Annotated in this window: 12 protein-coding genes and 4 tRNA genes; 4 read left to right on the top strand and 12 right to left on the bottom strand. The window is 58.3% G+C overall.

Annotation, left to right across the window (positions count from 1 at the left end):
- Window positions 1-76: 76 nt before the first annotated feature.
- Window positions 77-1,039 (bottom strand): zinc-binding dehydrogenase, encoded by a 963-nt coding sequence (locus HU754_RS09965; RefSeq protein ID WP_186624395.1) that lies wholly within the window; start codon window positions 1,037-1,039, stop codon window positions 77-79.
- Window positions 1,040-1,177: 138 nt separating this feature from the next.
- Here HU754_RS09965 and HU754_RS09960 point away from each other — a divergent pair, with 138 nt between their 5' ends.
- Together HU754_RS09960 and HU754_RS09955 are read left to right on the top strand one after the other, a co-directional pair.
- Window positions 1,178-3,262, top strand: a complete 2,085-nt coding sequence (locus tag HU754_RS09960) for a carboxy terminal-processing peptidase (protein ID WP_175559678.1) — start codon at window positions 1,178-1,180, stop codon at window positions 3,260-3,262.
- 134 nt (window positions 3,263-3,396) lie between these two features.
- Entirely contained in the window at window positions 3,397-5,187 is a 1,791-nt protein-coding gene (locus tag HU754_RS09955) for a bifunctional diguanylate cyclase/phosphodiesterase (RefSeq protein ID WP_186624396.1), read from the top strand.
- Window positions 5,188-5,318: 131 nt separating this feature from the next.
- Here HU754_RS09955 and HU754_RS09950 read toward each other — a convergent pair whose 3' ends face one another.
- The 7 genes from HU754_RS09950 to bamJ form a co-directional block, all read right to left on the bottom strand.
- Window positions 5,319-5,735: a hypothetical protein gene (locus HU754_RS09950; protein WP_186624397.1), complete on the bottom strand. Its 417-nt coding sequence runs from the start codon at window positions 5,733-5,735 to the stop codon at window positions 5,319-5,321.
- Window positions 5,735-10,519 (bottom strand): RHS repeat-associated core domain-containing protein, encoded by a 4,785-nt coding sequence (locus tag HU754_RS09945; RefSeq protein ID WP_186624398.1) that lies wholly within the window; start codon window positions 10,517-10,519, stop codon window positions 5,735-5,737. The genes HU754_RS09950 and HU754_RS09945 overlap by 1 nt, the downstream gene beginning before the upstream one ends.
- 241 nt (window positions 10,520-10,760) lie before the next feature.
- On the bottom strand, window positions 10,761-11,168 hold the full coding sequence (locus HU754_RS09940; protein WP_095051101.1) for a tetratricopeptide repeat protein: 408 nt from the start codon (window positions 11,166-11,168) through the stop codon (window positions 10,761-10,763).
- Complete coding sequence (locus tag HU754_RS09935) at window positions 11,169-11,540, bottom strand: hypothetical protein (protein ID WP_003223109.1); 372 nt, start codon at window positions 11,538-11,540, stop codon at window positions 11,169-11,171.
- A complete protein-coding gene (locus HU754_RS09930) occupies window positions 11,537-11,878 on the bottom strand; it encodes a helix-turn-helix domain-containing protein (protein ID WP_186624399.1) in 342 nt (113 codons plus the stop codon). The genes HU754_RS09935 and HU754_RS09930 overlap by 4 nt, the downstream gene beginning before the upstream one ends.
- A 112-nt stretch (window positions 11,879-11,990) precedes the next feature.
- On the bottom strand, window positions 11,991-12,446 hold the full coding sequence (locus HU754_RS09925; RefSeq protein WP_007919749.1) for a YkvA family protein: 456 nt from the start codon (window positions 12,444-12,446) through the stop codon (window positions 11,991-11,993).
- 294 nt (window positions 12,447-12,740) lie between these two features.
- The gene (gene bamJ, locus HU754_RS09920; protein WP_007919751.1) at window positions 12,741-13,457 is read right to left on the bottom strand and encodes a BamJ family beta-barrel-assembly machinery protein; all 717 of its coding nucleotides are present in this window, start codon (window positions 13,455-13,457) and stop codon (window positions 12,741-12,743) included.
- Between the two features lie 270 nt (window positions 13,458-13,727).
- On the opposite strand from bamJ, the gene HU754_RS09915 reads away from it, so the two are divergent.
- Complete coding sequence (locus HU754_RS09915) at window positions 13,728-15,536, top strand: di-heme-cytochrome C peroxidase (protein WP_186624400.1); 1,809 nt, start codon at window positions 13,728-13,730, stop codon at window positions 15,534-15,536.
- On the top strand, window positions 15,533-16,702 hold the full coding sequence (locus HU754_RS09910) for a catalase family protein (RefSeq protein WP_186624401.1): 1,170 nt from the start codon (window positions 15,533-15,535) through the stop codon (window positions 16,700-16,702). The genes HU754_RS09915 and HU754_RS09910 overlap by 4 nt, the downstream gene beginning before the upstream one ends.
- 114 nt (window positions 16,703-16,816) lie before the next feature.
- Here the strand turns inward: HU754_RS09910 and HU754_RS09905 are convergent.
- From HU754_RS09905 to HU754_RS09890, 4 genes are all read right to left on the bottom strand, one after another.
- Window positions 16,817-16,893, bottom strand: a tRNA-Asp gene (locus HU754_RS09905).
- 19 nt (window positions 16,894-16,912) lie between these two features.
- A tRNA-Val gene (locus tag HU754_RS09900) sits at window positions 16,913-16,988 on the bottom strand.
- A gap of 192 nt (window positions 16,989-17,180) precedes the next feature.
- Window positions 17,181-17,257, bottom strand: a tRNA-Asp gene (locus tag HU754_RS09895).
- Window positions 17,258-17,276: 19 nt separating this feature from the next.
- Window positions 17,277-17,352, bottom strand: a tRNA-Val gene (locus HU754_RS09890).
- Window positions 17,353-17,499: the final 147 nt, after the last annotated feature.

Here is a 17,499-nt window from a genome sequence, read left to right as displayed (position 1 = left end):
ATGTACCTCGACAGAACAACTCAGTCAGTCCCCTCTCCCTTTGGGAGAGGGTTAGGGTGAGGGGCTTTTTCAGGTCTTAGCTCAGGCTGTCGTCAATCACCAATACCAGCTTTCCAGATACTTTGTTGCTCGCCAGCTCCGCAAACGCCGCCTCGGCATCCTTCACCGCAAAAGCCTTGGCCAACTGCGGACTCAACCGCCCTTCGGCAAACAACGGCCACACCTGCTGGCCCAGATCACTCAACAGATCCGCCTTGAACTGATCGTCACGACTGCGCAACGTCGAGCCCAGCAGTTGCACACGCTTGGCCAAGACCTGCGCCAGATCCAGTTTGGCCTCACGGCCGCCCATCAAACCGATCAACACCCAGCGCCCATCGAGCGCCATCAGCTTCAGGTTCAGCGCCGAATAATTACCGCCGACCGGATCGAGAATCACATTGAACGGCCCGAAATCACGCAGGCTCTCCAGATCATCGGTGCGCACCACCCCGCCCTGCGCGCCGAGTGCTTCGCAGTAGGCCAGACGCTCGGCCGAACCGACGCTGACCCAGCACGGATTGCCGAACGCCTTGCACAACTGAATGGCGGCTGAACCGATTCCACTTGCGCCGGCATGCAGGAGAACTTTCTCACCTGGTTTGAGCGCCGCAAGTTGAAACACATTCAGCCAGACTGTTGCATAAACCTCAGGCAATGCGGCGGCCTCGATCAGCGAGACGCCTTCGGGAACCGGCAGCACGTGCCGCCCGTCGACGACCACCTCTTCGGCCATCCCGCCCCCGGCCAACAAGGCGCAAACCCGATCACCGACCTGCCACGCACTCCCCGCGCCGACCTCGCTGATCACCCCGGAGCACTCAAGACCGAGCACTTGGCTGGCACCTGGTGGTGGCGGATAAAGCCCCGCTTTCTGTAATAAATCAGCGCGATTAAGGCCCGCTGCCGCCACTCGGATGCGGACTTGTCCTACATCGCACGTAGGACTCGGCTCTTCAACCCATGCCACTTGACCGTCAACGCCTTGCAATGCCTTCACAGTGCCTCCATAGTGAGTCTGGACTGAGCCCGAAGCTGTAGCGCCGGGCTTTTTGCATTATGCGACCGGCTCTCGTAGAACCGGCGACTTCAAAGACGGCCTAATATGCGTTATCAATTGTCCCCGCGTCGAATCAGCATGAAGCATTTGCTCCCCAGCACCGCCCTCGCTCTTTTCATCGGTATCGGTTTGTTGCCGGTGTCGGGCACTACATTCGCAGCCAACAGCTGGGACAAGTTGCAGCCTGATCGCGATGAAGTCATCGCCAGCCTGAACGTCGTCGAGTTGCTCAAGCGTCACCACTACAGCAAGCCGCCGCTCGACGATGCGCGCTCGGTGATCATCTACGACAGCTACCTCAAGCTGCTGGATCCGTCGCGCAGCTACTTCATGGCCAGCGACATCACCGAATTCGACAAGTGGAAGACCCAGTTCGACGACTTCCTCAAAAGCGGCGACCTCAACGCCGGGTTCACCATCTACAAGCGCTATCTGGACCGCGTCAAGGCGCGTCTGGACTTCGCCCTTGCCGAGCTGAACAAAGGCGTCGACAAGATGGACTTCACCACCAAGGAGACCTTGCTGATCGATCGCAAGGACGCACCTTGGCTCAAATCCACCGCTGAACTCGACGACCTGTGGCGCAAACGCGTCAAGGACGAAGTGCTGCGGATGAAGATCGCCGGCAAAGAGCCGAAGCAGATCCAGGAAACCCTGACCAAGCGCTACAAGAACCAGTTGGCGCGCCTGGACCAGACCCGTCCGGAAGACATCTTCCAGGCGTACATCAACACCTTCGCCATGTCGTACGACCCGCACACCAACTATCTGTCGCCGGATAACGCGGAAAACTTCGACATCAACATGAGCCTGTCTCTCGAGGGCATCGGTGCCGTGTTGCAAAGCGACAACGACCAGGTGAAAGTCGTGCGTCTGGTGCCGGCAGGCCCGGCTGACAAGACCAAACAGGTTGCCCCGGCCGACAAGATCATCGGTGTTGCCCAAGGCAACAAAGAGATGGTCGACGTGGTCGGCTGGCGTCTGGACGAAGTGGTCAAACTGATCCGTGGTCCGAAAGGCACCGTGGTGCGTCTGGAAGTGATTCCGGCGAGCAATGCGCCGAACGACCAGACCACCAAGATCGTGCCGATCACCCGTGAAGCGGTGAAGCTTGAAGACCAGGCCGTGAAGAAGTCCGTGCTCAACCTGAAACAGGACGGCAAGGACTACAAACTCGGCGTGATCGAGATCCCGGCCTTCTACCTCGACTTCAAGGCGTTCCGCGCTGGTGATCCGGACTACAAGAGCACCACTCGCGACGTCAAGAAACTGCTGACCGAACTGCAGAAAGACAAAGTCGACGGCGTGGTCATCGACCTGCGCAACAACGGCGGCGGTTCCCTGCAGGAAGCCACCGAGCTGACCAGTCTGTTTATCGACAAGGGGCCGACCGTCCTCGTGCGTAATGCCGATGGCCGTGTCGACGTCCTCGAAGATGAAAACCCGGGCGCGTTCTACAAAGGTCCGATGGCGTTGCTGGTCAACCGCTTGTCCGCCTCGGCTTCGGAGATCTTCGCCGGCGCCATGCAGGACTACCACCGCGCGCTGATCATCGGTGGCCAGACCTTCGGTAAAGGCACCGTGCAGACCATTCAGCCGCTGAACCATGGCGAACTGAAGCTGACTCTGGCCAAGTTCTACCGGGTTTCCGGTCAGAGCACCCAGCATCAGGGCGTGTTGCCGGACATCGACTACCCGTCGCTGATCGACACCAAGGAAATCGGCGAGAGCGCACTGCCGGAAGCCATGCCGTGGGACACCATCCGCGCAGCGATCAAACCGGCGGCCGATCCGTTCAAGCCGTTCCTGGCTCAGCTCAAGTCCGAACATGACACGCGCACCGCCAAGGATGCCGAGTTCGTGTTCATCCGTGACAAGCTCGCCCTGGCGCAGAAACTGATGGAAGAAAAAACCGTCAGCCTCAACGAAGCCGAGCGCCGTGCCCAGCACGCCGATATCGACGCCAAACAGCTGACGATGGAAAACATCCGTCGCAAGGCCAAAGGCGAAGAGCCGCTCAAAGAGTTGAAGAAGGAAGACGAAGACGCCCTTGCGGCCGCTGACCCGGACAAGGTCAAACCGGAAGACGATGCCTACCTGAGCGAAACCGGTCGCGTGCTGCTGGATTATCTGAAGCTGAGCAATCAGGTGGCCAAGAAGTAAGGTGATGGCAATTTAGTGCTGACGATCCCCGGATCGTCATCAAACAGTCATCATTCTGTCGTGCAATAAAGGACTGGGAGCCATTCTCTTCATCGAGAACGCTCCCAGTCCTTTTTTTATCGCCAGAGATTGCCATGACCACGACCGAACAGCTGAGTGCCTTGAGCTCGATCCTGACTCAAAGCGGTTTACACAGCCTGTTCCAACCGATCATTTGTCTCTCGGAACGGCGCATTCTCGGCTACGAAGCGCTCACGCGCGGCCCTTCCAACAGCCCTCTTCACTCGCCGATCGCGCTGTTCGCCGTGGCCCGTCAGGCCGGGCGTTTGAGCGAGCTGGAAATCGCCTGCCGCCAAAGCGCTTGCCGTCGTTTCAACGAGCAACAACTGCCGGGCAAACTGTTCCTCAACGTCTCGCCGGAATCCTTGCTTGAAGCCGCCCACCAACCGGGGCGCACATTGCAGTTGCTGCAGGATTTCGGCATTCCGCCCAGTCAGGTGGTCATCGAACTGACCGAACAGACGCCCATCGACGATTTCCAGTTGCTGCAAACCGCCTTGCATCACTACCGAGCCATGGGTTTTTCCATTGCACTGGATGATCTCGGTGCCGGCTATTCAAGCTTGCGTCTGTGGTCGGAATTGCGCCCGGACTACGTGAAGATCGATAGACACTTCATCGATGGCATTCATCAGGACGCATTGAAGCGTGAGTTCGTCGGCTCGATTCTGCAAATCGCCAAAGCCTCTCGCGCGCAAGTCATCGCCGAAGGCATCGAGCTGCCGGAAGAGCTCGCGGTGCTGACGGAAATGGGTGTCGATCTGGTGCAGGGTTACTTGCTCGGTCGTCCTCAGGAACATCCGCCCCGCGACGCCCGCGCCTTGATGCCCAAACACGACAGCAGCAGCGTTGCGCTGAACGACGAAGGCAGCGACCTCAGCGCCCTGCTCAACGACCAACCGGCCGTGCACCGCGACACACCCACCGCCAACGTCCTGGAGGCCTTCCGCCGCCAGGCCAACCTCAACTCACTGGCGGTACTCGACGAACAAGGCCAACCCTGCGGCATCGTCCACCGCCACTCGTTGTCGGATGCCCTGCTCAAACCGTTCGCCACCGACCTGTTCGCGCGTAAACCGATCAGCCGCCTGATGAACGACGATTTCCTCGCCGTGGAAATGAGCCAGTCACTGCAACAGGTCAGCCGCCTGATCACTAGCCGCGCGCGGCAACGCATCGAAGAAGACTTCATCATTACTCTTAACGGCGGCTACCTGGGTCTTGGCCGGGTGATCGACGTACTCAAACTGATCACCGAACTGAAGATCCAACAGGCGCGTTACGCTAACCCGCTAACCTTGCTGCCGGGTAATGTGCCGATTCAACAATGCCTGACTCGCCTGTTACAGCAGGGTCGCGAGTCGGTCATCTGCTACGTCGACATCGACAGTTTCAAACCCTTCAATGACATTTATGGCTACGGGCGCGGCGATGAAGTCCTGCTGTGTCTGGCGCAATGCCTCAACGAGCGCGTCGACCCGAGCCGCGACTTCGTGGGCCATATTGGCGGCGACGACTTCCTGCTCGTCCTCGGCCCGGAAGACTGGCGCAAACGTCTCAATCAACTGCTTGATGACTTCCAGAGTCAGTGCCGACGCTTCTATCGCCCTGAACACCTTGAGGCGGGATGTTTTATTGCGCCGAATCGCCAAGGGGTGCGGCAGGAGTTTCCTTTGTTGTCGCTTTCCATTGGCGTGGTGCATCTTCACCCTGAGGCCTGCGCACAACTCGATGCCAGTCAACTCGCGGAAATGGCTTCCCAGGCGAAGCATCATGCGAAGAATGTTCCGGGGTATAGCGTGCATGTGATTGATAGCCTCGCTTCTGCCGAGCTACATCCTGCGCAGCTAATCGGACAACGTTGATTAAATAGCGACCATATCCCTATGGGGGCAAGACTGCCCCCCGCAGGATAAGTTGACGCATCTAATTGCTTACGTTGACACTAGTTAAACGAGAAAAATCAAGAGTGACCATATTTATGAAAATATCGCCCTCACCAAGTAGATCTGTCCTCACCAGCAGCCTTCTCAAGATCTTCCCTCCAGACCTCTTTCGCCAAGCGGTAGATCTCTTCAAAAAAACAACGCGAACTGTTTAAAGAATACCATTCCCCTCTAGGCCAGCTGGATGTTTCGCAGTCATCAATCTCAAACAGACTACTGAAATCATAGTTAGAATCTTCTAACGCTGACTCTAAAGCCTCAAATAAAACCAGCTTATGCCTATATGATAGATATGGCAGATTTAGACAATAGCTCCTTATAAGCTTCTCTCTATCATCAGAAATATTCGGATTATATACTCCGAGTTCAACACCTCGAGTCTCCTCTCGGTCATAGACATCAAAAACGCCAACAAACCAGCTAAATCTTGGATTGAAAGCCTTATTTAAATACGGATCTTTCAACATCACTTTTTCTCCGAAGGAAAACCTGTAAACGGCTCTTGCATGTTTGTCTTGTCAAATTTAACCTCAAACCAGTTCATATTCTCATTCAGAATCGGATTTTGCGGATCGTTCCTGTTCGGTTTGTAGCCTCGCCCTGCACCAGGCAATTCGAACCTGACTATCGGAGTTTCATTCTGATCCTGCCCCGTATGCATAATTAAGCCATTTTTATCCCTAGTCATCGCCTTGTTTAATGCACCTAAATGCATTCGCCAATTATGAAATTGTGAGCTTGGGTTTCCTCTGGGTGGTATTGGAACGACGCCAGTGTGAGGATCAGCCCCATTGATAGCTCGCTGTTTTAGGGCTCGATCGGGAATTTCGGAACTGTGCTTTTTCACAGTGTGCATGTCATAAAGATCTTCATATTCAGTTACCCGTCGTTTCGCATTTTCCTCCGCTAGTTCATCAATCCTCGCTCTACGCTCCTGCGCCGTCATCTTCGGCAGCGCGGGCTCACCCTCGTCAACCTTAGCCCCACCAATCCCACCCGGCACCTCACACCCAGGCTTCTTCGGCGGCGGGCAGTTGGAGTTCAACCCCAACGGATCCACCCACCCCGTCGGATTCGGCACGTACTGGTACTGATTCAAGCCACCGGCCAACTTGATCGGATCCGGCGTCAGATACCGCCCCAGCCGGGGGTCGTAGTACCGATGCCGGTTGTAATGCAGCCCGCTTTCGCCGTCGAAGTACTGCCCCTGAAAGCGCAGCAGCTGGTTCAGATAGTCCTCGCCGGCCAGTGTCAGCGTGGCGACTTTGCCGTAGGCGTCGTATTGCGCGGACCAGACGATGTCGCCGCTGTAGTCGGTGAGTTCCTGCGGGGTGCCGAGGTGGTCGAGTTGGTAGTAGAAGGGGCAGGCTTTTTTCGGGCCTTTGCCGTCGAGCAGTGCCAGCGGGCGGAAGGTGCCGGGTTCGTAGACGTAGCTGCGGTATTCGTGTTCGCTGCTTTCGGCGACGAGGTGGTCGCCTTGCCAGAAGAACTCGGTGGTCTCGCCGTTGACGGTTTTGCTGATGCGTCGGCCGAAAGCGTCGTACTTGTAAGACGCGGTTTGTCCGTCGGGGCGGGTCAGGCCGATCAGGCGGTGCTGGCAGTCGTAGCGGTATTCGGTGACGAGGGTCTGGGCGCGGCCGCGGCGTTCGCGGATCAGGTTGCCGAAGGCGTCGTAGTCGTAGTGGCGGTCGCCTTGCATCAGCAGGCGATTGCCTTTTATCTGACTGGGGCCGGGGCGGTCCTGCATCAGCAGGTTGCCGGCCGGGTCGTGGGCGAAGCTTTCCGGCAGTTCGTCACGCGAGTGGCGTACGCGGATGAGGCGGTCGAGGGCGTCGTAGCCGTAGGTGCGCTGGCCGTGGCGGCTGTCGGCGATGTGCGCGAGATTGCCGTTGGCGCTGTAGGCATAATCGCGGCGGTACAACGCATCGCGCTGATGGCCTACGGCGTGGGCGAGTAATCGTCCCTGATCGTCGTAGGAATATTCGCTGAGCAGCAGACCTTGTTGGCGTTGCAGTTCGCGACCGGACTGGTAGACATGGCGGGTCAGCGGCGCGCCGTTGAGGTCAATCCCGTTCAGCGCGCCGCCTTTGGCGTGGCGGTAGTCGAGCACGCTGTTGTCCGGCAGACGCATGCGTTTGAGCTGGCCGCAGGCGTCGTAGCGGTAACGCAGGGTGCCCCAGCCCTGATGCTCGGTGATCAGCCGGTCCTGACGGTCGTACTCGAACGCCAAAGGATGTTGCTGGCCGTCATCGACCCCAATCAAACGACCGAGTCGGTCGTATTGGTAGGTGACCTTGATCCCGTCGGGCAGGGTTTTGACCAGCAGGCGGCCGGCAGCATCGCGCTCATAAGCAGTGACTAACTGTGAACCGTCATCGCCGAACTCGGTCTTCTCCAGCAGATGGCCGTTGAGGTCATAGGCGTACGCGGTGCGGCGGCCGTCAAAACCGCTTTCCTGACGAATCAGCCCGGTGGTGGTGTAATCCAGCCGGTACTTTTCCCCGGATTCGTTTTCAATCTCGGTGAGCAGCAGTTGCGCATGGTCATAGCGGTACTGCACCCGCGTGCCGTCGGGGTTGATCCGCCGCGAAACCAGGTGCAGATCGTCGTCATACTCATAACGGGTGATGTGCCCCTGTTCATCGCGCTCGGCGGTGACCTGACCGTAGGCGCCGTAGCTGTAGGCGCGGGTGCTGCCGCCAGGAAATGTCGTCTGAATCAGTCGGCCAACGGCGTCCCAGTGCTGACGGGTGACTGCACCGTGTTCGTCCGCAGTCGTGGTCCGTCGCCCCAGTGCGTCGTAGGAAAAACGCCGCACGCCACCGTCGGGCAAGGTCTCTTCGGTCAACTGGCCGAGGCTATTCCAGACCAAGCGATGCCGGCTGCTGTCCGGGTAGCGGATCGACAGCAATTGCCCCCGGGTGTCGTAGTAGTAATGGGTGACCTGACCGTCGGGGTCGACCGCTTCGGTGACATTGCCCTCGGCATTGCGCCGGTAGATCCACACCGCCTCGCCACGCGAACGCCGATGCAGGAAACCGTTGCGATACTCGTAGGACGTGGGCGCCTCATCCGGTGGAATCAGCGCGATGAGCCGTCCGACTTCGTCGTAGCGGTATTCGGTGACAGCGCCCAAGGCATCCTGCTCGGCGATCAAGCGCCCGGCATCGTCATAGGCCTTGAGCTGCTCGCCACCATCCGCCGAGACTTGACGCACTAGTCGCGCACGCTCGTCGTGAACGTAGGTCTCTTCAGTGCCGTCGACGTAATGCACTGCGACGCTGCCGTCGTCATTCCAGACGTAACGCGTGTCCATCTGCGAGAACGACGCCCAGTGGCGCACGCAGCGCGCGGCTTTCCCCGAACGCTCCCACTCCCAGAAGAAGCTCGCACCGCCAGCCAGTTGCCGCTGCAGAATCACGTGAGCGTCGTCGTAGTCGTAGCGCTCGCTGTCACCGACGGCGTTGCTCGCTTCGATCAGGTGCTGATAGGCGTCGTAGCGGTAACTGACCAGCGCTTGTTCAGTGCTCCAGGCACCGTCGCGAAACACCTGGTAATCCACACCAACCAACTGCGCGCGGTCATAGCGCAACAACAGCGAACGCCCGGCGCCGTTGTCCAAGCGCTGCACCCGGTCAGACCGATCGCGCTGCACCGTCAGACGATTGCCATAGGCATCGCTGATCGCCGTCAGCCTTCCCGCACGAAAGTGATAAAACCGCGCCGCGTCCCCGGCCAGCGCGAGGATCAGTTCTTCCGGTTCATCGCCCAGAAAAATCGCCGCCCGCGACAAACTGTTGTGAATCGCCGGCCGCTCAACGCTCGGCAACGGAAAACGGGTGCGACGGTTTTCGTGGTCGACCCAGACCACAAAGTCGCCTTCAAACGCCAGCCGATGCGCCAGCGAATGACTCCAGCCAAACCCCAACCCAACATCGATTTCGGCGGCGCTGGAGCGATACAAACGGGTGAACTCAAACGGCAATACGCCATCGAGCACCGCGTCGCTCAGAGTCAGCAGTTCTTCGCCGGTGACCATCGACACCGGGCAGCCATTGGCGCAGGTACGCGGCACACAATCGGCGCTGTCGCCGTTGGGGTTTTTCGCCTGGTCCGGTGAGTCGTCGTGATGCTCGTCTTTCTTCAACAAGGTGTTGCGCTGCGCATTCCAGCGCAATTGCATCCGGCCTTTTTTTACCCCGGCGGCGATGCCACGGGCGGCAACGGTTTTGTATTGATCGACGTATTTGATGAACCCTTCGACGATGCCGAACATCGCCTTCACCAAACGCTTTACCGCCGACAGCAATTGCACGGCGCGATCCGCCAGACGCAGCGTCAGATAAGCGATGCCTGCGCCACCACTGACGAACGTCAAGACGACGCTGATCAGCACATCGATGAGCAACTGCACCATCATCATCGACGCCGCTTCAGCAGTTTTGCCGGCGATTTCACTGGGTGGCAGCATCTCCAGCCAAAGGCTGGCAGTGCGCAGCAATAGACACAGCGCCGCCTCGTCACTGACCAGCAGTTGCAGCTTCTCCATGACCTCGGGCGCGGTTTTCGCCAGCTCGATCAGATCCGCCGCACCACTGCCCAAGCGCTCAGCAAACTGACCGGGATCCTTGAGAATGTCCGAGAGCAAGCCAATGCTGTCCCACACGCCCTCGATCGCCGCCCAACTCCCGGCCAGCATGCCGTTGCCCGCCGCCGTCGCCACCGACTGCGACCATTGCGGCTTTAAACCCTGCCATTCACTGCGCAGCCAGCCATCCAGCTCAGCAGTCAGGCCGTCATAGGCTTTGAACAGGTCCTCGACCTGACCCGAAGTGACAGCGCTGTGCACCTGCACCCGGTAGAATTTGCCAGGTATTCCTTTGAATGAGCCCTTGCCTTGCGCATCAAGGGTGATGGGGGTGGTTTCGCCACTGTCCATGGCGATCACATCGACCACGATATTGCCCAGCGGAATGTGGTAGACCGACTCGAATTTGCTTTCGATCAGCATCGGGCCACTCTTCGGGCACTGGACGACACCGGAGAAAAACGCGTTGTCGGTGCTGCTGACGGCAGTGCTATCGGAGCCGAAGCGAATGATCCGCTCCATGCCCACCAGTGACGGCAGATCCGCCGCGTGGCTGACCTCGTCCGCCGCGCGACTGGCCCAATGCTTGAGCTGTTCGCGGTAAACGCTGAGGGTGTCGGGAAAGCTGTCGAGTGCTTGCTCGATGCGGGTGACGGCGTCCATCAACGCACGCGGGTGGGCGAAGTGGGCTGGATAAGCGGATCAAACATGGGCGTTCCCTCGCGCAAAAAAATTAGGCGCGGGAACTGTGCGGGGGATCAATCGGGAAAGAAGTCAGGCAAGTAGGCGATGACTGTAGGACTTGTCTGTAAAAAACAACTCACAGATAAACAACCGCGCAAAAACGCAAACGCGGCGTGAGGAAAACCTCACGCCGCGTTTGTTCGGGCAGACATAAATGGATTTACAGTGTTGAGTCGCGAGTACTCAGCTCTTTCAATTTGAGCTCCGCCAACGGGTGCCCGGCTTTGGCCGCCATGCCCCACCAGCGGGCGGCTTCGACAGGATCCGGCGGTTTGCTCGGCGTTCCGGCCAAACTGATCACGCCGACCTGATAAGCCGCTTTGCCATCACCCGCGAGCGCGGCCAGCCGCAACAGGCGCACACCTTCTTCACGTGCACCCAGGCCGACACCACGAAAGGTCAGGATGTGCCCGTAGAAGCTTTGTGCACCAACATCGCCAAGGTTGGCCATGCGCGCAAACTGCCCTTCAAGCCAGCGCCAGCCTCGCGGTTGGCGGACAAACCACGACCAGTGAAACAGCCTGCGCGCCAGCCAATAACTGGCCCGCGCCTTGAGTCGTAAAAACACTCAGGCCTCTGCCGATTCCGGGTACTCGTACTCGAAGACCCTGACCACTTCCGAGGCATGCCAGGAAGCCGCGGCAACGCCGTCGGATGGCCCGGAAAAACGCCCCAGACGTTCAACGCATTCAAAGAAACCCGTGCGCGGCAGGCGACTCGCGCCCTGGCTGATCACCAGCGAACTGCGCAACGGTTGTTCGGCCTTGGCATCCAGCGCGGCCAGATGTTCAAGCGCGGCCGTCAGGGTTTGCATGGCCGGCGTCGGCAATTGCAACCGCTCGAGCAAGGCCCGATAAGTCAGCAGATGGCGCTGGCGACGCGCCTGATCAAGTTCCCCGAGCAATCCGTCCCAATGTTGACGACTGATGCGTACGCTCACGATTCATCCCTCCACCCTGGCACCGTCAATTCCCAGGCCAGGCTGCGGCGAATCGCGGCGTCGGGCTGACGCTCGCCACTTTCGATCATGGCCAGATAAGACGGGCTGATGCCTACCGTGCGGGCCAGCGCCTCAATGGCGATGCCCTTCCCTTCGCGCAAACTGCGTAGTTGATCCAGACCTGGAAGAATCGCGTCTGGTGAGGCCGCGAGCGGCTTGGCTGCCGGACGCGACGGTGTTTCGTTGATGCCTGCTGCTTTTAGTAGAGCCTGATACTGAGCCCACGGCAGAACCGCGTATTCGGGTTCGCCATCGCGTGCAATTATCTGAATATCCATGACTACCCCGTAGGACAACAACACTTAGCGAGTCGGCACTTTTCCCTAGAAGTGTAATCCTAACAGCGGCCAAGGTCGCGGGGGGTATCTATCTGTAGGTGGGTGCTGAGAATCAGGTTTTTTTCGGCCCCTGCAGTTGCAGTTGCTCGGGGGTATCCGGCAGGCGTTCGACGACTGCCAGTTTTTCCGGTTGCTGACGGTTGCGCCACAGGCGAAACGCATTGAGTTCATCGTCGAGGGTTTTCATCAGCCAGGCGAGGACGGCGATGTCGTCGAGCATGCCAAACACGGGAATGAAATCCGGAATCGCATCCACCGGACTGAGGAAGTACATCAAACCCGCCACCACCGACACCAGGGCTTTGCCACTGATAGCGCGGTACTCGCCGCGCCAGTAGGCCAGGCACAATGCCTGAAGCAAGCGTAAATCGTCCTTGAGTTTACCGAGACGATTGCCTTGCGCGGCGCCTTTGCTGGCAACCGCAAACAGTAAGGTCGGTAAACGGCCACGCGCCAACAGACGGCCGGCCAAGGGCAGGAATCGAGCGAAATTCCACGGAGCTTTCATCTATTCCTCCCGTTGAAATGTTATCCACACAAATTGTGGATAACCTTGTGAACAGAGCTGCATTTCAGCGCTGAAAGCCCCGTTTCATAAGGGCTGCGCTCAGATCGGGCGTTTTTTACTCACATAAAAAACCCCAATATTTCATTGACTTGGCTGCTCAGGGCGGCTAGCGATGGCAGTCTCATTGGCTATGACTCTCCCGACCGCCATCGGTTCGCTCTGTTTACCCTTGCCAAGGTCCAGATGCAACAACGCCCCGCATAAGCGAGGCGTTGTTGACAGACCCGTTACCGATTACTTGGCAGCAGCGGCTTCTTTGGCTGGATCCTTGATGGCCAGCAGTTCCAGGTCGAAGACCAGAACCGAGTTGGCCGGGATTGCCGGGCTTGGCGACTGTGCGCCGTAAGCCAGATCGCTAGGGATGTACAGTTTGTACTTCTCGCCAACGTGCATCAGTTGCAGACCTTCAACCCAACCCGGGATCACGCCGCTCACCGGCAGATCGATCGGGCTGCCGCGCTCGACGGAGCTGTCGAAGACGGTGCCGTTGGTCAGCTTACCGGTGTAGTGAACGGTCACTACGTCAGTCGGCTTAGGCTGTGGGCCATCAGCTTTCTTGACGACTTCATACTGCAGGCCGGAAGCGGTGGTTGTCACACCAGCTTTCTTGCCATTTTCTTCGAGGAATTTCTTGCCGGCGGCTGCCGACTCTTCGCTCATCTTGGCCATACGCTCTTCAGCACGCTTCTGCAGCGCGGCGAAGGCTTCGACCAGTTCTTCATCTTTCAGCTTCTGTTCTTTCTTGCCGACGGCATCTTCGATGCCCTGGGCTACCGCTTTGGAGTCCAGATCATCCATGCCTTCCTGAGCCAGGCTCTTGCCCATGTTCAGGCCGATACCGTAGGAAGCTTTTTGCGCCGGGGTTTTCAGCTCTACGCTGGTCTGCGAATCACAACCCGCGAGGACCAGGCTAACCAGGGCAACCGCCGCCGCCAACCGATGCTGTTTCATGCTATTTCCTTGTTCATGCGCCGAAAGGGCAATCGAGTAAAGCCGCGAGCTTATCAGGCCGCCACGACCAATGGCTACCGGCATGAGAGCAGGAATCTTCCGATAAGTTCAGGGATTAAAACGCATTGGCGCGAAGCGACGATGAAGCTTCTGTCATCTCGTCCCGGCAATCGGCGTCGTTTCTTCTCGCATCATCTGGCGTAATGGCCACTTGCCGCATAGGGCCAGGCTCAGGCATAACAGCGGAACAAATCGACAAGGATGTTTATCTTGCGCCTCTTATTCCGTGTGCTGACCCTGATCATCGTGCTGCTGGGACTGGTTCTCGCTGTAGTCCTGTATTACGTCGCCAATCCGAAACTGCCCTTCTACACCCCCGCCGAGCAGGTGCATTACCTCAATCAGTGGAGTGACGAAGACCGGCAAACCTACTATTTCACGCCTCAGGGTACGCAGGTCAAAGGCCTGCGCTATGAGTGGTTCCTGGCGCTGGAACTGCCCTTCTCGGCGCAACGTTTCGCCTCGCCTGATTACCTGGCGCGTTTCGGTTTTCTGGTCGACCCGCAGCAGAAAGCCACGACGACCAACCCCGGCAACCTCCCCGTCGGTTTTGCCCGACATCAGAATCCCGGCAGCACCGAGCAATATCTGGACATCACTTGCGCCGCTTGCCACACCGGCGAATTGCGCTTCAAAGGTCAGGCCGTGCGAATTGACGGGGGTACCGCGCAACATGTGCTGCCGTCCAGTGTGCCGACTTGGCGCGGCGGCAGTTTCGGACAGGCATTGGTGGCAAGTCTGACCGCGACTTACTACAACCCATGGAAATTCGAACGTTTCGCCAGAACCGTGCTGGGCGACGAATACGACGCGCGTCACGAGCAATTGCGCAAAGACTTCAAAACCTCACTGAATACATTCCTCAAAGTCGCCTGGAACGATACCCATCGCGGCCTCTACCCGACCGAAGAAGGCCCCGGCCGCGCCGATGCCTTCGGACGCATTGCCAACGCGACGTTTGGCGATGCGATTTCCCCCGCCAACTACCGCGTGGCCAATGCCCCGGTGGATTATCCGCAGCTCTGGGATATGTGGTCATTCGACTGGGTGCAGTGGAACGGCTCGGCGCAGCAGCCGATGGCGCGCAATATCGGTGAAGCGTTGGGCGTCGGCGCCACCCTGAATTTTTTCGATGACAACGGCCAGCCACTGCAAGGCGAAGCACGCTATGCCTCAAGTGTGCGCGTGCGTGATCTGCACAAAATCGAAGAAACCCTGCAAAGGCTCAAGCCACCAGCCTGGCCAGAGGATCTGTTTGGCGCCATCGACAAACCCTTGGCAACCAAGGGCCGCACGCTGTTTGTCGAGAACTGCGCCGGTTGTCACGTACCGCGCCAGACTCAGGAAGGTGAGCGCTGGGTGCAGCATTTGCACATGCTGCCGGTCGCTGTCATCGGCACCGACCCGACCGCTGCCGACAATATCGCCAACCACCGTTTCGACCTGACAGCCCTGCAGTGGGATCTGAAAGAGCTGGAAAAAATGGACGTCAAACTGCATCCGACACCCAAGGCGCCACTGGATCTGAGCCAAATGTCGGTGGCCAAGGGCTTGGCTTACGTCACCGCCTTCGTCGAAGACCGCGCCTATCGCGAAGCCAACGTCACGCCGCAGGAAAAACCACGCCTGGACGGCTTCGCCCTACCCATCGGCGTACGCGAAAAAGTCGCTTACAAGGCGCGCCCACTGGCGGGTGTCTGGGCCACCGCGCCGTTTTTGCACAACGGTTCAGTGCCGAGTATTTATCAGTTGTTGTCGCCGCAGGATGAACGCGTCACGACCTTTTTCAAAGGCACCTTCGAATACGATCCGCGACATTTGGGGTATCGCACCGAAGCGTTTACCAATGGCTTCCTGTTCGACACGCGCATCACCGGCAACCACAACAGCGGCCATGAATTCCGTGCCGGCGAACGTGGCAACGGCGTTATTGGCCGGCTATTGCAGCCCGAAGAACGCTGGGCACTTCTTGAGTACCTGAAAGTCCTCGGCGGCCCACTGGAGGCGCAACTGCCATGATCATGCCGACCTTTAAAAAGGAACTGCCGTTGTTGGCCCGGGTGTGGTTGTGGCTGGGACGTTTGCTCGGCAAGACGTTGCTGGTATTACTCGCCATTGCCTTGCTCGGCTGGGCCATTGCCACGGCATGGTTTACTTGGCATCACCGCGGCCCGGTGTCAGCGCTGGAGCAGGTTCCGCCCGGCGAAGCGGCGATGACCCAGGACGTGATCCAGACCGCCGTACGCATCGTCGATCAACACCGAGAAAGCACCCGTTATCTGCGCGACGCCCATGCCAAGGCTCATGGTTGTGTAAAAGCTCAGGTGCAGGTGTTGCCGCAACTGGCGCAGTCGCTGCGACAAGGCGTGTTCAGTGAGCCCGGAAAAACCTGGCAAGCGATGATTCGCCTGTCCAATGGCAATGCCTATCCACAGTTCGACAGCCTGCGCGACGCCCGGGGGATGGCGATCAAACTGCTGGACGTTTCGGGAAAACAACTGCTCGGCAACCGCCAGTCACAGCCTGAGCAGGATTTTGTGATGTTTAGCCACCCGAACTTTTTTGTCAGTGACGTCGCCGAGTATCGTCAGAACGTGTCGGCGCAGGCTGACGGCAAAAAGGTCATGGCATTTTTTCCGGGATGGGACCCGCGCACATGGCAGGTCCGCCATTTGTTTATTGCACTGGCAACCCTGTCACCGCCGCCGGACAGTCCGACCGCGACCACTTATTTTTCGGTATCGCCGTACAAATTTGGTGAAGCCAATGCAAAGTTTCGGGTGGCGCCCGCCCCGGACAACTGCCCGGACTACACACTGCCAAAACAGAATCATGATTTACCGAACTTCTTGCGCAGCGCCTTAAACCAGCAACTGTCGACGGACCGGATACCGGCGTGTTTCGTCCTGCAGATCCAGCGTCAGGATGCCAACAAGTACATGCCGATCGAAGACACCAGCATCGAATGGCGCGAGCAGGAATCGCCGTTTGAAACCGTGGCGCGGATCACTCTGCCACCGCAGGACTTCGATACACCGGCGCTGAATCTGGCGTGTGACAATCTTTCGTTCAATCCGTGGTTCGGGATTGAGGCGCATCGGCCGATTGGCGGGATCAACCGCTTGCGTAAAGCGGTGTATGAGGCGGTGAGCGACTATCGGCACAGCCAGAATGCCGCGCAGTAGAACGGTGTCAAAGCACCTTTGAGGACATGGGATCAATAAATCCCGGACAGCAAAAAGCCCGCACTAGGCGGGCTTTCTGTGGAATCTGGCGTTCAGTGTTCCAGATTCCGAATATGGCGCAGCGGACGGGACTCGAACCCGCGACCCCCGGCGTGACAGGCCGGTATTCTAACCGACTGAACTACCGCTGCGCGAAACGCTTGAAACGAATGGTGGGTGATGACGGGATCGAACCGCCGACATTCTGCTTGTAAGGCAGACGCTCTCCCAGCTGAGCTAATCACCCTTCGCTTCGTTACGGGACGCATTATGCCACAAGTTTTCGTAAAGTGTTGATTTAATTGAAGTTTTTTTTCAAATAAATCCGAAAACCAATAAAACGACACATCCCGCGGGTACAACCTTGGAGCAGAAAAAAACCCGCCTTGGCGGGTTTTTCCGTGGTGACCTGGCGTTCAGTGGTCCAGGTTACCGAATATGGCGCAGCGGACGGGACTCGAACCCGCGACCCCCGGCGTGACAGGCCGGTATTCTAACCGACTGAACTACCGCTGCGCTAAACACTTGAAACGAATGGTGGGTGATGACGGGATCGAACCGCCGACATTCTGCTTGTAAGGCAGACGCTCTCCCAGCTGAGCTAATCACCCTTCGCTTCGGTGTGGCGCGCATTCTACGGAGCGACCCAACCTCTGGCAAGCACTTTTTTAAATAATTTTCTCAGGCCTTCCAAAGGCTTAGAGAAGGGTTGGCCTATGGGACGGCGAAGACAATAATGCCCCCCTTTGTATAAAGGA

The organism is Pseudomonas zeae, assembly GCF_014268485.2.
Taxonomy (GTDB): Bacteria; Pseudomonadota; Gammaproteobacteria; order Pseudomonadales; family Pseudomonadaceae; genus Aquipseudomonas; species Aquipseudomonas neuropathica.
Note: the sequence above shows the minus strand (reverse complement) of the source record. Positions and strands in the feature narration are given on the sequence as shown.